The 13,691-nt window shown below is 61.5% G+C and carries 14 protein-coding genes; 7 read left to right on the forward strand and 7 right to left on the reverse strand.

All coding sequences use genetic code 11. The features are described from left to right. Positions 1 to 90 precede the first annotated feature (90 nt). From LOY70_RS07320 to LOY70_RS07335, 4 genes are read right to left on the reverse strand one after another with little or no spacing between them, the layout of a single operon-like run. Positions 91 to 1,128 carry an AbrB family transcriptional regulator gene (locus tag LOY70_RS07320; RefSeq protein WP_265035056.1) on the reverse strand — a complete coding sequence of 346 codons (1,038 nt, stop codon included), beginning with the start codon at positions 1,126 to 1,128 and terminating at the stop codon, positions 91 to 93. Continuing rightward, positions 1,121 to 2,635: a tripartite tricarboxylate transporter permease gene (locus LOY70_RS07325; RefSeq protein WP_103309775.1), complete on the reverse strand. Its 1,515-nt coding sequence runs from the start codon at positions 2,633 to 2,635 to the stop codon at positions 1,121 to 1,123. The genes LOY70_RS07320 and LOY70_RS07325 overlap by 8 nt, the downstream gene beginning before the upstream one ends. A gap of 1 nt (position 2,636) precedes the next feature. Then, positions 2,637 to 3,098, reverse strand: coding sequence for a tripartite tricarboxylate transporter TctB family protein (locus tag LOY70_RS07330; RefSeq protein ID WP_060738771.1), 462 nt, complete (start codon positions 3,096 to 3,098; stop codon positions 2,637 to 2,639). Between the two features lie 54 nt (positions 3,099 to 3,152). Then, on the reverse strand, positions 3,153 to 4,151 hold the full coding sequence (locus LOY70_RS07335; RefSeq protein ID WP_170842357.1) for a Bug family tripartite tricarboxylate transporter substrate binding protein: 999 nt from the start codon (positions 4,149 to 4,151) through the stop codon (positions 3,153 to 3,155). 449 nt (positions 4,152 to 4,600) lie between these two features. On the opposite strand from LOY70_RS07335, the gene LOY70_RS07340 reads away from it, so the two are divergent. Both LOY70_RS07340 and LOY70_RS07345 read left to right on the forward strand, forming a co-directional pair. Further along, on the forward strand, positions 4,601 to 5,272 hold the full coding sequence (locus LOY70_RS07340) for a response regulator (RefSeq protein ID WP_025212358.1): 672 nt from the start codon (positions 4,601 to 4,603) through the stop codon (positions 5,270 to 5,272). Continuing rightward, positions 5,265 to 6,656: a sensor histidine kinase gene (locus tag LOY70_RS07345; RefSeq protein ID WP_265035064.1), complete on the forward strand. Its 1,392-nt coding sequence runs from the start codon at positions 5,265 to 5,267 to the stop codon at positions 6,654 to 6,656. Before LOY70_RS07340 ends, LOY70_RS07345 begins: the two co-directional genes overlap by 8 nt. A 40-nt stretch (positions 6,657 to 6,696) precedes the next feature. Here the strand turns inward: LOY70_RS07345 and LOY70_RS07350 are convergent, their stop codons facing one another. Then, the gene (locus tag LOY70_RS07350) at positions 6,697 to 7,518 is read right to left on the reverse strand and encodes an HDOD domain-containing protein (RefSeq protein ID WP_123342306.1); all 822 of its coding nucleotides are present in this window, start codon (positions 7,516 to 7,518) and stop codon (positions 6,697 to 6,699) included. Between the two features lie 35 nt (positions 7,519 to 7,553). After that, complete coding sequence (locus LOY70_RS07355) at positions 7,554 to 8,495, reverse strand: YgfZ/GcvT domain-containing protein (protein ID WP_265035068.1); 942 nt, start codon at positions 8,493 to 8,495, stop codon at positions 7,554 to 7,556. Between the two features lie 149 nt (positions 8,496 to 8,644). Between LOY70_RS07355 and LOY70_RS07360 the strand changes: the two genes are divergently transcribed. Both LOY70_RS07360 and LOY70_RS07365 read left to right on the forward strand, forming a co-directional pair. Then, on the forward strand, positions 8,645 to 8,899 hold the full coding sequence (locus tag LOY70_RS07360; RefSeq protein WP_003184348.1) for a succinate dehydrogenase assembly factor 2: 255 nt from the start codon (positions 8,645 to 8,647) through the stop codon (positions 8,897 to 8,899). After that, entirely contained in the window at positions 8,883 to 9,335 is a 453-nt protein-coding gene (locus tag LOY70_RS07365; RefSeq protein WP_265035080.1) for a protein YgfX, read from the forward strand. Before LOY70_RS07360 ends, LOY70_RS07365 begins: the two co-directional genes overlap by 17 nt. Here the strand turns inward: LOY70_RS07365 and nadB are convergent. Next, positions 9,304 to 10,920, reverse strand: a complete 1,617-nt coding sequence (gene nadB, locus LOY70_RS07370; protein WP_265035082.1) for an L-aspartate oxidase — start codon at positions 10,918 to 10,920, stop codon at positions 9,304 to 9,306. The two genes, LOY70_RS07365 and nadB, sit on opposite strands and share 32 nt — an antisense overlap. 559 nt (positions 10,921 to 11,479) lie before the next feature. Between nadB and rpoE the strand changes: the two genes are divergently transcribed. From rpoE to LOY70_RS07385, 3 genes are read left to right on the forward strand one after another with little or no spacing between them, the layout of a single operon-like run. Beyond that, entirely contained in the window at positions 11,480 to 12,061 is a 582-nt protein-coding gene (gene rpoE, locus LOY70_RS07375; RefSeq protein ID WP_003172477.1) for an RNA polymerase sigma factor RpoE, read from the forward strand. A 30-nt stretch (positions 12,062 to 12,091) separates the two neighbouring features. Further along, complete coding sequence (locus tag LOY70_RS07380; RefSeq protein WP_025212364.1) at positions 12,092 to 12,679, forward strand: sigma-E factor negative regulatory protein; 588 nt, start codon at positions 12,092 to 12,094, stop codon at positions 12,677 to 12,679. Positions 12,680 to 12,688: 9 nt separating this feature from the next. Next, positions 12,689 to 13,636: a MucB/RseB C-terminal domain-containing protein gene (locus LOY70_RS07385; protein WP_265035085.1), complete on the forward strand. Its 948-nt coding sequence runs from the start codon at positions 12,689 to 12,691 to the stop codon at positions 13,634 to 13,636. The last annotated feature ends 55 nt before the right edge of the window (positions 13,637 to 13,691 follow it).

Below are 13,691 nucleotides of genomic sequence, written 5' to 3' on the forward strand. Positions count from 1 at the left end.
CCATCGCGAGCAAGCTCGCTCCCACAGGTTCAGGGCAACACAAATCCCCTGTGGCAGCGAGCTTGCTCGCGATGAAGGCGCCGCGGACGATCAGGCCGAACCCGGCTTGCGCATCCAATACCTGAACAACGGCTCCGCCAGAAACAGCACGAACAGCAGCCGCATCACCTGCAACGCCGTCACCAGTGGCACCGACAGTTGCAACGTCTCCGCCGTCAGGCTCATTTCCGCGATGCCGCCGGGCATCATGCCCAGCGTCAACGAACGCAGATCCAGATGGGTCAAGGTGCTCAAGCCCAGGGCTGCAAGCGTGGCGATCAGCATCGTCAACACCGTGCCAACCAACGTGCGGCCCATGAACGACGGTGCCCGACGAAAGAACTGCCGGTTGAAATGACAACCCAGCCCGCTGCCGATCAACCATTGGCCGATCTGGCTGGCGCCGTTGGGCAGGCCGATGTGCAGGTCCCAGCCGATGCTCACCGCCGCGCTCACCAGCAACGGCCCGAACAACCACGGGTTCGGTTGGCGCAAGCGTTCCCAAATCCAGGCGAGCAGGGCGCCCGCCGGGAACAAAATGGCCAACCACAGCCAGTCCACCGTGGTGGCGTGCTGCGCCGGCGAGCCTTCGCCCAGCAGGTACTTGAAGGCCGCCGGCACGCACAGCACCACCACCAGCACCCGCAGGCTCTGGCCTGCGGCGACGCGACTGAGGTCCGCGCCGTTGCGGGCGCCGAGGTTGACCATTTCGCCGGAGCCGCCCGGCATGCTGGAGAAGAAGGCGGTGGCGCGGTCCTCGCCGGTACGGCGCATCAACCACACACCCACTACGCTGGACACGCTGGTGATCAACGCGCCGAAAAAGATCAAGCCGAAGTGGCTCAGGACCTGCTCCATCACCACCGGGGTGAAGTGCAGGCCGATACCGATGCCTACCACCCATTGGCCGCATTTACGGCCGCCGGGAATTTCCATCAGTTGCCACGGCGTCAGGCAGCGCACCAGGATGATCGCCAACAATGAGCCGACCATCCAGGGCAAAGGCCAGCCGATCAGGCTGGCCAGGTAACCGCCGGCCAGGCCGACCAGCGGTGTTCCCCACCATTGTCTGAAAGTCGCTTCAGACATTGGCCAGGGCGCGACGTTGTGCGGCGCGGCGACGCCAGATCCGCAGCAATGGCATGAACAGCATGATCGCCGTCAGGATCCAGCAGCCGAAGGTGATCGGGCTCGACCAGAGGATTTCCAGCGCACCGTTGGAGATCGACAGCGCACGACGCAGGTTCTGTTCCATCAAGCCGCCGAGGATGAAGCCCAGCAGGACCGGCGACAGCGGGAAATCCAGCTTGCGCAGGATGTAGCCGAAGATGCCAATGCCGATCATCAGGAACAGGTCGAACGTCGTCGCATGCACCGCATAGACGCCGATCCCGGTGATGATCGCGATGACCGGTACCAATGCCCAGTTCGGCACGGCCAGGATGCGGGTGAAGATGCGGATCATCGGGATGTTGAGGATCACCAGCATGATGTTGGCGACGAACAACGAGGCGATCAGGCCCCAGACGATGTCCGGCTGTTGCTGGAACAGCAGCGGGCCCGGCGTGATGTTGTACAGCGACAGTGCGCCGATCATCACCGCCGTGGTGCCCGAGCCGGGAACACCGAGGGTCAGCATCGGCACCAGCGCCCCGCAGGCTGCGCCGCCAATGGCGGTTTCCGGAGCGGCGAGGCCGCGCTTGTCACCCTGGCCGAACTTGCCACTGGCACCGGCGATGCGCTTCTCGGTCATGTAGGCCACGGCACTGGCCAGGGTCGCCCCGGCACCGGGCAACACACCCATGATGAAACCGAGCACGCCGCAACGCAGGTTCACGACGAAGACCGACGCCGCTTCCTTGAAGTTGAACATCATCCGCCCGGTGGCTTCCACCGCTTCCTGGCCGCGATGGGTTTTCTCCAGCAGCAACAGGATTTCACTGATGGAGAACAAACCCAGCACCAGCACGACGAACTGAATGCCATCGGTCAGGTGGATGTTGTCACCGGTGAAGCGATAGACACCGCTGTTGGCATCGATCCCGACACTGGACAGGAACAGCCCGATCAGCGCCGCGATGAACGTCTTGAGCGGTCGGTCGCCGGCCATGCCGCCGAGGCAGACAATGGCGAACACCATCAGGACGAAATATTCCGCCGGTCCGAAGGCAATCGCCCATTTGGCCAGCAACGGCGCGAACAGCACCATGCCGCAGGTGGCGATGAACGCGCCGATGAACGAACTCCACGCCGACAGCGACAACGCCACTCCGGCCAGGCCCTGGCGAGCCATCGGGTAGCCGTCGAGGGTGGTCATCACGGTGGAGGCTTCCCCCGGGATGTTGAGCAGGATCGAGCTGATGCGCCCGCCGTATTCGCAACCCAGGTACACCGCCGCCAGCAGGATCAGCGCTGATTCCGGCGGCAGGCCCAGGGCGAAGGCAATCGGGATCAGCAGCGCCACGCCGTTGATCGGGCCCAGGCCCGGCAGCAGACCAACCACGGTGCCGATCAAGGTGCCGCTCAGTGCCGTGACGAGGTTGTAGGGCGTCAGTGCAACGCCAAAACCCTGGCCGAGATAATTCAGGGTATCCATATCAATTCTCCAGGACGTCGAGCAGGCCCAGGGGCAGCGGCACGTCCATCAGCTTGTCGAACAACAGATAAAGACCGATGGCCATCAGGCTGATGATCACCACGCTCGGCACCCAGCGCCCGCCATACAGGCGCGCCATCGGCACGCCGATCAGGATGCTGGCGACAATGAAGCCCAGGGGTTCGAAGGTCCCGGCGAATACCAGCAGCAGCGCCACACAGATGCCGATCTTCTGCAGGGTTTCACGGTCCAGTTGCGGATCTTCGTCGCTGTGCACGATGGGGGTCGGACGAAACAGCATGTACAGCAGCGCCAGGCCCATCAGCCCCAGCATCAGCAGGGGAAAGGCGCGCGGGCCGACCGGTTCGTAGGAAAAGGCTGCCTGATACGGCCAGGCCATCAGTGCGAGGCCGATGCAAACCAGCAGCAGCACCGCGGCAAAAATACGTTGGATGGTGAGCATGACTAACTCCTGGGCGGCGCCGGTGATGCCAGCGCCGCCACGCGACAGAGACGGTTACTGGATCAGGCCGAACTCTTTGGCCAGTACCTTGTAATCAGCCACTTGCTTCTTCACGTAGGTGTCCAGCTCCGGGCCGGTCATGGCAAACGGGAACAGCTCACGCTGGTCGCGCAACTTGGCGAACTCTTCGGAAGCCAGCAGCTTGTCGAATGCATCCTTCCACCAGGCGTAGTCTTCATCGCTGACTTTTGGCCCGAGGTAGAAGCCGCGGACCACCGGCCAGACGATGTCATAGCCTTGCTCGCGGGCGGTGGGGATGTTTTTCATCTCCGGCTCGTCGATGCGCTTCTCGGCAAACACCGCCAGCAGGCGCATGTCGCCGCTCTGGATATGGGGCATGGAGTCGGAAATGTCGGTACTGCCGACCTGGATGTGGCCACCGAGCAGCGCCGTGGCGATCTCGCCGCCGCCTTCGAGGGCTACGTAACGCAGGTCGCGGGGGTTGATGCCGGCGGCCTTGGCGATGAGGGCGGTCTGCATCCAGTCCTGGCTGCCGACGGTGCCGCCGGAACCGATGACCACCGAGCCCGGATCTTTCTTCAGGGCCTGTACCAGATCGTCGAGGTTCTTGTAGGGCGAATCGCTTTTCACCGCGATGGCGCCATAGCTGGTGCCGACGGCGGCCAACCAACGCACGGCGCTTTCATCGAAACGACCGAACTTGCCCTGGGCCAGGTTCAGCAACGAGCCGCTGGACCAGGCCACCAATGTGCCGGCGTCGGCCGGACGCTGGGCGACCACTGCGTTGTAGGCTACCGCGCCGACGCCGCCGGGCATGTAGGTGACGCGCATCGGCTTGGTCAGCAGTTTCTGGTTGACCAACGCGCTTTGCACCAGCTTGCACGTCAGGTCGAAACCGCCGCCAGGGGAGGCCGGGGCGATGCATTCGGGGCGCTTGGGTTCTTTGGACGGATCAGCGGCGAGCAACTGCCCGGCGAACATCAGGCATCCGGCGGCCAAGGCTACTTTACGCAGTGATAGGTTCATCGTTATCTCCACAGGAGTTGTTGTTGTGTGTGGTGTAGATTCGGTGTTGCTGGCCCCCGGCCCTCGCGTCGCGGATGGCGGGCGCAGGTCGTTGCCGAACGTATCGGGATTGAAGGCGCGGGAGGGCCTCAGACCGAGGCGTGATGGCGCTGGCCAGGATGGTCTGATTGAAGCGGGAAAGGCGGGCAGGCATTGGAGCCTGGAGCTGTAGGGACAGCATGTGATTACTCCGCTTTTATTGTTTTTATTCGGCGAAAACGCTTCGAGGCGTTTTTCGTTCGCGATGTGCGTCGCGACGGGCAGTCGAAACCGTCCGTGGGAGGACTCTAACGGCCCAACCTTTCGCTAACCTTTCAAAAGCTTTCAACGTGTTTTTTGGCTTCACAGTGGCGGATGCGGCTGTAAACTCCGCGCCAAAGAATGGCGTCGACCATCCCTGAATCGAGGAATAACCCATGCGTGTTCTGCTCGTCGAAGACCATCTGCAGCTCGCCGAAAGCGTTGCCCAGGCGCTCAAGAGCACCGGTTTGACCGTGGATGTGCTGCACGACGGGGTGGCGGCCGACCTGGCCTTGAGCAGCGAGGAGTACGCCGTGGCAATCCTCGATGTGGGGTTGCCGCGCATGGATGGCTTCGAGGTGCTGGCGCGCTTGCGCTCGCGAGGCAAGACCCTGCCGGTGTTGATGCTGACCGCTCGCAGCGACGTCAAGGACCGAGTCCATGGCCTGAACCTTGGCGCCGACGATTACCTGGCCAAGCCCTTCGAACTCACCGAGCTTGAAGCGCGGGTCAAGGCGTTGCTGCGCCGTAGCGTGTTGGGTGGTGAACGCCAGCAGCGCTGTGGTGGGCTGGTCTATGACCTGGACACCCGCCGCTTCACCCTCGACGATGAACTGCTGACCCTGACATCACGTGAGCAGGCCGTGCTGGAGGCGTTGATTGCCCGGCCCGGTCGGGTGATGAGCAAGGAGCAAGTGGCGGCCCAGGTGTTCGGCCTGGACGAAGAGGCCAGCCCCGACGCCATCGAAATCTACATCCACCGCCTGCGCAAGAAGCTCGATGGCCATGCCGTGGCGATCGTGACATTCCGAGGCCTGGGCTACCTGCTGGAAAACCGCGATGCATAAGCCCGACAGCCTGCGTTGGCGGCTGCTGCGCAACCTGGCGTTGCTGCTGGTGGTGCTGATGCTCGCCAGTGGCCTGAGCGCCTACTGGAACGGTCGCGAGGCCGCGGATACCGCCTACGACCGTACCCTGCTGGCCTCGGCCCGGACCATCGCCGCCGGTCTTTCGCAACGCGACGGCAGTCTCAGTGCGGATGTGCCTTACGTGGCCCTGGATACCTTCGCCTACGACAGCGCCGGGCGTATTTATTACCAGGTCAATGATATTAATCAGAAGTTGATTTCCGGCTACGAAAACCTGCCTGGCCCGCCGCCCGGCACGCCGCGCACGGACGATTATCCGGCCCTGGCCCGCTTCTATAACGCTCGATATCAAGGCCAGACCGTGCGGGTGGTCAGCCTGCTCAAGGCGGTGAGTGAGCCGGAGATGAACGGCATGGCGGAAATTCGCGTGGCGGAAACCGAAGAAGCGCGGGTCAGCATGGCCCGTAGCCTGGCGGCCGACACCTTGTTGCGCCTGGGCATGCTGGCCGTGGGGGCGCTGTTGTTGGTGTGGTTCGCGGTCAGTGCCGCGCTGCGTCCGCTGGAGCGCTTGCGTACGGCGGTGGAAGAGCGCCAGCCGGACGATCTGCGACCATTGCCGCTGGTGGAAGTCCAGCATGAGCTTTGGCCACTGGTGCGCGCCCTCAACCATTTCACTGAGCGCCTGCGTGGGCAATTCGAACGCCAGGCGCAATTCATTGCCGATGCCGCCCATGAACTGCGCACCCCCCTGGCCGCACTCAAGGCGCGCCTTGAGCTGGGCCTGCGCGCCAGTGAGCCGGCGACCTGGCGTGAAACCCTGGAAACCGCGGCCCAAGGTACCGACCGGCTGACCCACCTGGCGAATCAGCTGCTGTCCCTGGCGCGCGTGGAAAACGGCGCCCGGGCCATTGCCGAGGGCGGTGCCCAGTTGCTCGATCTGAGTCAATTGGCCCGGGAGTTGGGCATGGCCATGGCCCCGCTGGCCCATGCCCGAGGCGTAGCGTTGGCCCTGGAAGCCGACGAGCCAGTGTGGCTGCGGGGTGAACCGACCCTGTTGAACGAGCTGTTGAGCAATCTGGTGGACAACGCCCTGGCCCATACGCCGCAAGGCGGCAATGTGATCCTGCGGGTCACGGCGCCGGCGGTGCTGGAGGTGGAGGACGATGGCCCCGGCATCCCACTGCATGAGCGGGACCGGGTGTTCGAGCGCTTCTACCGACGCAACCAGCAAGTGGCCGGTTCAGGCCTGGGATTGGCGATTGTGGGCGAAATCTGCCGTGCCCACTTGGCGCAGATTACCCTGCATGACGGGCTGGAGCGTGGGTTGAAGGTGCGGGTGAGTTTTATCCCGGGTTCAGATTAAGCCAAGGTCAGGCCTGACTTGAGTTTGTTGGCTGGCCTGCTTAATAAAACATCGACCGCGCTTCTTCGATATCCACGCACCGGGCCTTGTTGTCCGGGTCGATGCCCAGTTTCTTGAAGGCTGGAACCGCGAACACATCAATTTTACTGAGCGGGTGGTCGGTGTCCTTGTAGCAATACAGCGCAGCGATCTGCACCAGGTCGATATAATCGATTTGTTTCGAATCCCGGGTGAAATCCAGATACTGCCCCGGCAGTTTCACCAGCCTCTCCGGAAACTCCCAGACGCTGAGCAACTTGTCTCCCAGCACCGGGTGAATCGTTTCGATGACGTGGTTAAGGCTGACTGGATCCGACAGCAATTCGTTGTTGTCCTGTGCATAAGTCAGGATCGGCAGCACGCCAATCTGGTGCACCAGGCCGCCCAACGCCGCCTGATCAGGTTTGAGCTGCGTATACCCGCGGCACAACGCATAGCTGACGCCGGCGATCTCCAGGCTTTTGCGCCAGACTTCGCGCATCTTCTGTTCCACCACCTCGGAGCGGGCATGGAATATCTGCTCCATGACCAGGCCAATGGCCAGGTTGCTGCTGTAGTTGACTCCCAGCCGGGTGATGGCTGTGTGCAGGTCCGTGACTTCTTGCGTAGCGCGCAGCAGCGGGCTATTGACCACTTTTATCAGACGTGCCGAGAGGGCCGTGTCGCGGCCGATCACTTTGCTCAGGTTGCTGACGCTGATTTCCGGGTCTTCGGCGGCCCGGCGAATCTGCAGGGCCACTTCCGGTAGTGTTGGCAGAACCAGGTCATCGTTATCGATGGCCTGTACCAAATCCCGTTGGACCTTATCCGCCAAATCGCTCATTTCGGTTCTCTAGGGTGTTGCGACAAATGCTGCGATCAGCGCTGGATTTCGCGGTCACGGTCCAGCTCGTAAGGCAAGTCCAACAACTGCAGGCCCGGGCCTTCCAAAGCACCAAGGTGAAGATTGCCATCTTCTGCTGCTTCGGCCTGTAACACCGCCAGCAGTTCAATGTTTCGCTCGGCACGAGCGGCAATCACCACTTCACCGATGGAACTGCCGTGAGTGGGGGAAAACAGCGCGGTGCCGGGTTCCGGCAGTTCGCTGGCGTCCAGCTGCAAGCGATACAGGCGCCGCTTGAGCTTGCCCAGGTATTGCATGCGGGCGACGATTTCCTGGCCGGTGTAGCAACCTTTCTTGAAGCTCACGCCGCCGACGGCCTGCAGGTTGAGCATCTGCGGGATGAACAGTTCGCGGGTGGCCGGCATGACCTGGCCGATCCCGGCGCGAATCTGCCCCAGCAACCAACGGTTCAGGTCCGCCTCGGTCAGTTCGGCGCGCAGCCGGGCTTGCAGTGTGCCTGCCTGTTCGGCAGGGGCCCAGAGTTCGGCGCGGCCGGGAGAGACGCGGATGGCGATCAATGCATCGTGGCGAGCGACGCTGTCGGTGGCGGGTGGCAGTTCGAGACCCAGGCCGGTCAGCGCGTCGTCGGCGTTTTCCAGTCCGAAACGAACCCAGGCCGTACTTTCATCGGTGAGCTTGGATTTGGAGAACACGGCATATTTTTTCAGATCCGCCAGTTGCGGCTCGAGCAACTCGGTGGCCATGGCCATCAGCACACCGTCACCTTCGAGCAAAATGCGGAAACTCGATTGCATCCGGCCTTTCTGGGTGCAGCGGGCGCCGAGGCTGGCCTGGCTGTCGCTCAAGTAGTTGAGGTTGCAGGTCAATTGACCTTGTAGGAATTTGCTGGCATCCACGCCGCGGACCGCGAGAACGCCTTCGTGGGACAGGGTGCAGAAAAAAGCGGAATCAGCCATGGGTCATCGCAGGGTAAATAGTCTGGTGGACATCATAAGGGGGCGCCCTTGAAATGGGTAGTTCACAAAGGATCGATGGTGCCCGACCAAAGCCGTCTGTTCCGCTGCGGCGGGGCCTGTATACTTGCGCTCTATTTGAGGAGCGCTCCATGGTCGAAGATGTTGAACTGAATCGCCTCTACTGGCACAGCCGCCGCGGCATGCTTGAGCTGGACGTGTTGCTGGTGCCGTTCGTGAAAGAGGTCTATCCCCATCTTAATGAAGTGGACCGTGCGTGCTACGTCCGCCTGCTCGAGTGCGAGGATCAGGACATGTTCGGCTGGTTCATGGAGCGCAGCGAATCCGAAGACCCAGAGTTGCAGCGCATGGTTCGGATGATTCTGGACCGTGTCCAACCCAAGTAGTCGCTTCGAATGCCGCTGGCAGGCCTGCGGGCAACTGCTGGCGGCCTATCTCCTGGCCCAGGTGTTCGCCTTGGCTTCGTTGTTCCTGTTGTCAGTCCCGTTCTGGTTCACGGCGCTTGGCGTTGCGCTGTGCCTGGCTCATGGCGCCTGGACGATACCGCGACATCTCCTGCTGACTCATCGCCGGGCCTTTTGCGGTTTACGTCGGGATGCTGGTGGCTGGCAGCTCTGGAGCAAGGCCGATGGCTGGCGGCCAGTGCAGTTGCGCCCTGACAGCCTGGCACTGCCGGTGATCGTCGTGCTGCGTTTTCGCCTGCAAGGGGAGCGGCGGATCCGGTCGCTGTGCGTGCCTCGCGACGCGCTGGCGCCGGATGAGCATCGGCGCCTGCGGGTGCGGCTCAAGTTCAGTCGGCGTAGGTGGGCGGCACCAGGATAGTGTCCAGCGCCTCGGGCAGCAGGTTCGGGTAGTCGAGGGTGTAATGCAGTCCTCGGCTCTCCTTGCGTTCCATGGCCGAGCGGATCATCAGTTCGGCCACTTGGGCCAGGTTGCGCAGTTCGATCAAGTCACGGCTGACTTTGTAGTTGCTGTAGAACTCGTCGATTTCGTCCAGCAGCAAGCGCACCCGATGCTGCGCCCGTTGCAGGCGCTTGTTGGTGCGCACGATGCCAACGTAGTCCCACATGAAACGCCGCAGTTCGTCCCAGTTGTGCGCAATGATCACGTCTTCATCCGAATCGGTGACCTGGCTGGCGTCCCAGGACGGCAGGGCAGCAGGAATGGCGATTTGCGGTAGCTGCTCAAGAATGTCTGCCGCGGCCGAGCGCGCATAGACGAAACATTCCAGCAATGAGTTGCTGGCCATGCGGTTGGCGCCGTGCAGGCCGGTGAAGCTGGTTTCGCCAATGGCATACAGACCCGGTACATCGGTTCGACCCTGCTGGTCGACCATCACGCCACCACAGGTGTAATGCGCCGCCGGCACCACTGGGATCGGCTGTTTGGTGATGTCGATGGAGAACTCCAGGCAGCGCTCGTACACCGTCGGGAAATGGCTTTTGATGAACGCTTCGGGCTTGTGGCTGATGTCCAGGTAAACGCAGTCGATGCCCAGCCGCTTCATTTCATGGTCGATGGCCCGGGCGACGATGTCCCGTGGCGCCAGTTCGGCACGGGAGTCGAAGCGCTGCATGAAGCGTTCGCCATTGGGGAGTTTCAAATGGGCTCCTTCGCCACGCAGGGCCTCGGTCACCAGGAAACTCTTGGCCAGCGGGTGATAAAGGCAGGTGGGGTGGAACTGGTTGAACTCCAGGTTCGCCACCCGGCAACCCGAGCGCCAGGCCATGGCAATGCCATCACCGCAGGCGCCGTCGGGGTTGCTGGTGTACAGATAGACTTTCGCCGCGCCGCCGGAGGCCAGGATCACAAAGCGTGCGCCGTAGGTGTCGACTTCGCCAGTACCGCGATTGAGCACGTAGGCGCCCAGGCAACGGTCGCCGTCCAGACCCAGGCGTTTTTCGGTGATCAGGTCGACCGCGACGCGCTGTTCCAGCAATTCGATGTTCGGCCGTTGCCGGGCCTTGGCCAGCAGGGTCTTGAAGATCGCCGCGCCGGTGGCATCGGCGGCGTGAATAATGCGCCGGTGGCTGTGGCCGCCCTCGCGAGTCAAATGAAACTCGAAACCGCGGTCCTCGGTGCCGGATTGCTCGTCGCGGGTGAACGGGACACCTTGGTCGATCAACCACTGGATGGCTTCTTTGCTGTGCTCGACAGTGAAACGCACCGCCTCCGGATTGCACAGGCCGCCGCCGGCATTGAGAGTGTCTTCGACGTGGGATTCAATGGTATCGGTGTCATCCAGCACGGCTGCGACGCCGCCCTGGGCCCAGAAGGTCGAGCCGTTGGCCAGGTCGCCTTTGCTCAGCACTGCAATGCGCAGGTGCTCCGGCAGGGTCAGTGCAAGGCTCAATCCGGCGGCGCCGCTGCCGATTACGAGAACATCGTGTTGAAACTGTTGGCTCATTTGGAAGGATTCCGCTCAAAGCGACCCGGGTCGGGGTTGGCGCACGACATCCGCTTTAACGGGTCAGGCAGCCACGCAGCCCACTAGTATATAGAGGGGGGGATCGGCACAATAGCCGGGCATACATGGCAATGTGAAACCAGCGTGACACAAAAGCGACACGCTTCGTCGGATCACGGTTTCACCAGAAACGCGATAAGGCGGCCGTTTCGAGGACAGTACGCGGTTTATCTCGTCATGGTTGCCCAAGATTCAATTCACAACGCTATAAATAGTGGGAACTTTTGCCAAGCGCCTACGTTCAATAGACGGTTGTCTGCAAAAGGGAGCAGCGTCGGGTTGGTGCAAGATTTCGATTGGAGTCTCTGCCGACAGGCCCGGCGACAGATTATTCGCGCAGCCGGGGAATCTCGTGCTGCGTTTTTCGTGCGTGCCGAGATCAGAGCGCGTCGGAAACTTGCTTGGAAGGGGGAGAACTTTTGCGAAAAGCCCGAGTCTATGTTTGCAAGCCCGGTCATTTAGTAATGCAAGCCTCCTTCGAGCTTATCGAGGAGTGTTCATGCTAACCCAGGAAGAGGATCAGCAGCTGGTCGAGCGCGTTCAACGCGGCGACAAGCGAGCTTTCGATCTGCTAGTGCTGAAATACCAGCACAAAATTCTCGGGTTGATCGTGCGTTTTGTGCACGACACCCATGAAGCCCAGGATGTCGCTCAGGAAGCTTTTATCAAGGCTTACCGAGCACTTGGTAACTTTCGCGGGGACAGCGCGTTTTACACGTGGCTTTACCGCATCGCCATTAACACGGCGAAAAACTATCTGGTTTCACGCGGCCGCCGGCCGCCGGATAGCGATGTAAGTTCCGAAGATGCAGAGTTCTATGACGGCGATCATGGCCTCAAGGATCTCGAATCACCGGAACGAGCGTTGCTGCGGGATGAGATCGAAGGCACCGTCCATCGAACTATCCAGCAACTGCCCGAAGATTTGCGTACGGCTTTAACTTTACGTGAATTCGACGGTCTGAGTTACGAGGACATTGCGAGCGTCATGCAATGTCCGGTGGGCACCGTGCGCTCCCGGATCTTCCGCGCTCGGGAGGCCATTGATAAAGCCCTGCAACCGTTGTTGCAGGAAAACTGAGACAGCGGCGACAGCCAAGAGAGGAACGCCATGAGTCGTGAAGCCCTGCAGGAATCGCTGTCCGCAGTGATGGATAACGAAGCGGACGAATTGGAATTGCGTCGGGTGCTCAATGCCTTCGACGATGTTGAAACCCGTGAGACCTGGGCTCGTTACCAGATCGCCCGGGCTGTCATGCACAAGGACTTGCTGCTTCCGCGTCTGGACATCGCTGCGGCCGTTTCTGCTGCATTGGCTGACGAAGCCGTACCGGCAAAAGCTTCCCGAGGACCATGGCGTAGCCTGGGTCGCCTGGCAGTTGCCGCTTCGGTTACCGTAGCCGTTTTGGCCGGTGTACGTCTGTACAACCAGGATGAGATTGCTGGCGTGCAAATGGCACAACAGTCCACTCAGCCAGGCCTGGCCGCTCCACAGGTCAAGGGCCCAGCGGTACTGGCCGGTTATAGCGAAGGGTCGGAAGCTGCAGGTCCTATGGTCAACGGTGTTCTGCAAGGCCAACCCGGCTGGCATGATCAGCGTCTGCCCAACTACCTGCGTCAGCATGCCCAGCAGGCTGCCTTGAAGGGTACCGAAAGCGCGCTGCCTTACGCCCGTGCAGCCAGCCTGGAAAACCGTTAAGGAGGACGATTGCGCGCCATACCTCTATTCACGCTTCTGCTTGGGGGCTGGTGTGCTGTTCCAGCCTATGCCGGTGAGGCTCAAGATTGGTTGAATCGTCTGAGTCAAGCCGAGCAACAGCAAAGCTTCCAGGGCACTTTCGTCTACGAGCGCAACGGTAGTTTTTCTACCCATAACATCTGGCATCGTGTCCAGGATGGCAAAGTCCGCGAGCGGTTACTCCAGCTCGACGGCTCGGCCCAGGAAGTCCTACGCATTGATGGGCATACTCAATGCGTCAGCGGCTCCTTGATCGCCGGGCTGGGCGATACGCCTGATGGCACCGCGCGTGCGCTCGATCCGCAAAAACTCAAGAACTGGTACGACCTTGCCGTCATTGGCAAGTCGCGTGTGGCCGGGCGTCAAGCGGTCATCGTGGCTTTGACGCCCAAGGATCAGCATCGCTATGGTTTCGAGCTGCATCTGGACAAGGAGACCGGCTTGCCGCTCAAGTCGTTGTTGCTCAATGACAAGGGCCAATTGCTCGAGCGTTTCCAGTTCACTCGCTTGAGCATTGCCGAGCCGTCAGACGGTGAACTGCAAGCCAGTGCGGACTGCAAGGCGGTCGCGCAGGAGCAAAGTAAAGCCGCCTCGGTGAAAGCGGCCTGGCATTCGGACTGGCTTCCATCTGGTTTCGAATTGACCAGCAGCACAGCGCGCAAGGACCCGGACACCAAGATCCAGGTCAATAGCTTGATGTACGACGACGGCCTGGCTCGCTTCTCGGTGTTCCTGGAGCCTTTGAACGGCGCTAACGCTACCGATACCCGTACTCAACTCGGCCCCACGGCTGCCGTCTCTCGTCGTCTCACGACGCCTCAGGGCGAAATAATGGTCACGGTAGTCGGCGAGATTCCCATCGGGACGGCGGAGCGGATCGCGCTCTCTATGCGATCCGACGTCGCGGCGACCCAGTAGCATGGCACTGGGGTGGTTCGATTGCGCAAGAGGCTGATAGCGCCAGGGCTTGATC

This window comes from Pseudomonas sp. B21-054, from assembly GCF_026016345.1.
Taxonomy (GTDB): Bacteria; Pseudomonadota; Gammaproteobacteria; order Pseudomonadales; family Pseudomonadaceae; genus Aquipseudomonas.

Coding starts and splice junctions, on each gene's coding strand:
- LOY70_RS07320 (WP_265035056.1), bottom strand. CDS start 1,128: ATGTCTGAAGCGACTTTCAGACAATGGTGGGGAACACCGCTGGTCGGC.
- LOY70_RS07325 (WP_103309775.1), bottom strand. CDS start 2,635: ATGGATACCCTGAATTATCTCGGCCAGGGTTTTGGCGTTGCACTGACG.
- LOY70_RS07330 (WP_060738771.1), bottom strand. CDS start 3,098: ATGCTCACCATCCAACGTATTTTTGCCGCGGTGCTGCTGCTGGTTTGC.
- LOY70_RS07340 (WP_025212358.1), top strand. CDS start 4,601: ATGCGTGTTCTGCTCGTCGAAGACCATCTGCAGCTCGCCGAAAGCGTT.
- LOY70_RS07345 (WP_265035064.1), top strand. CDS start 5,265: ATGCATAAGCCCGACAGCCTGCGTTGGCGGCTGCTGCGCAACCTGGCG.
- LOY70_RS07350 (WP_123342306.1), bottom strand. CDS start 7,518: ATGAGCGATTTGGCGGATAAGGTCCAACGGGATTTGGTACAGGCCATC.
- LOY70_RS07355 (WP_265035068.1), bottom strand. CDS start 8,495: ATGGCTGATTCCGCTTTTTTCTGCACCCTGTCCCACGAAGGCGTTCTC.
- LOY70_RS07360 (WP_003184348.1), top strand. CDS start 8,645: ATGGTCGAAGATGTTGAACTGAATCGCCTCTACTGGCACAGCCGCCGC.
- nadB (WP_265035082.1), bottom strand. CDS start 10,920: ATGAGCCAACAGTTTCAACACGATGTTCTCGTAATCGGCAGCGGCGCC.
- rpoE (WP_003172477.1), top strand. CDS start 11,480: ATGCTAACCCAGGAAGAGGATCAGCAGCTGGTCGAGCGCGTTCAACGC.
- LOY70_RS07380 (WP_025212364.1), top strand. CDS start 12,092: ATGAGTCGTGAAGCCCTGCAGGAATCGCTGTCCGCAGTGATGGATAAC.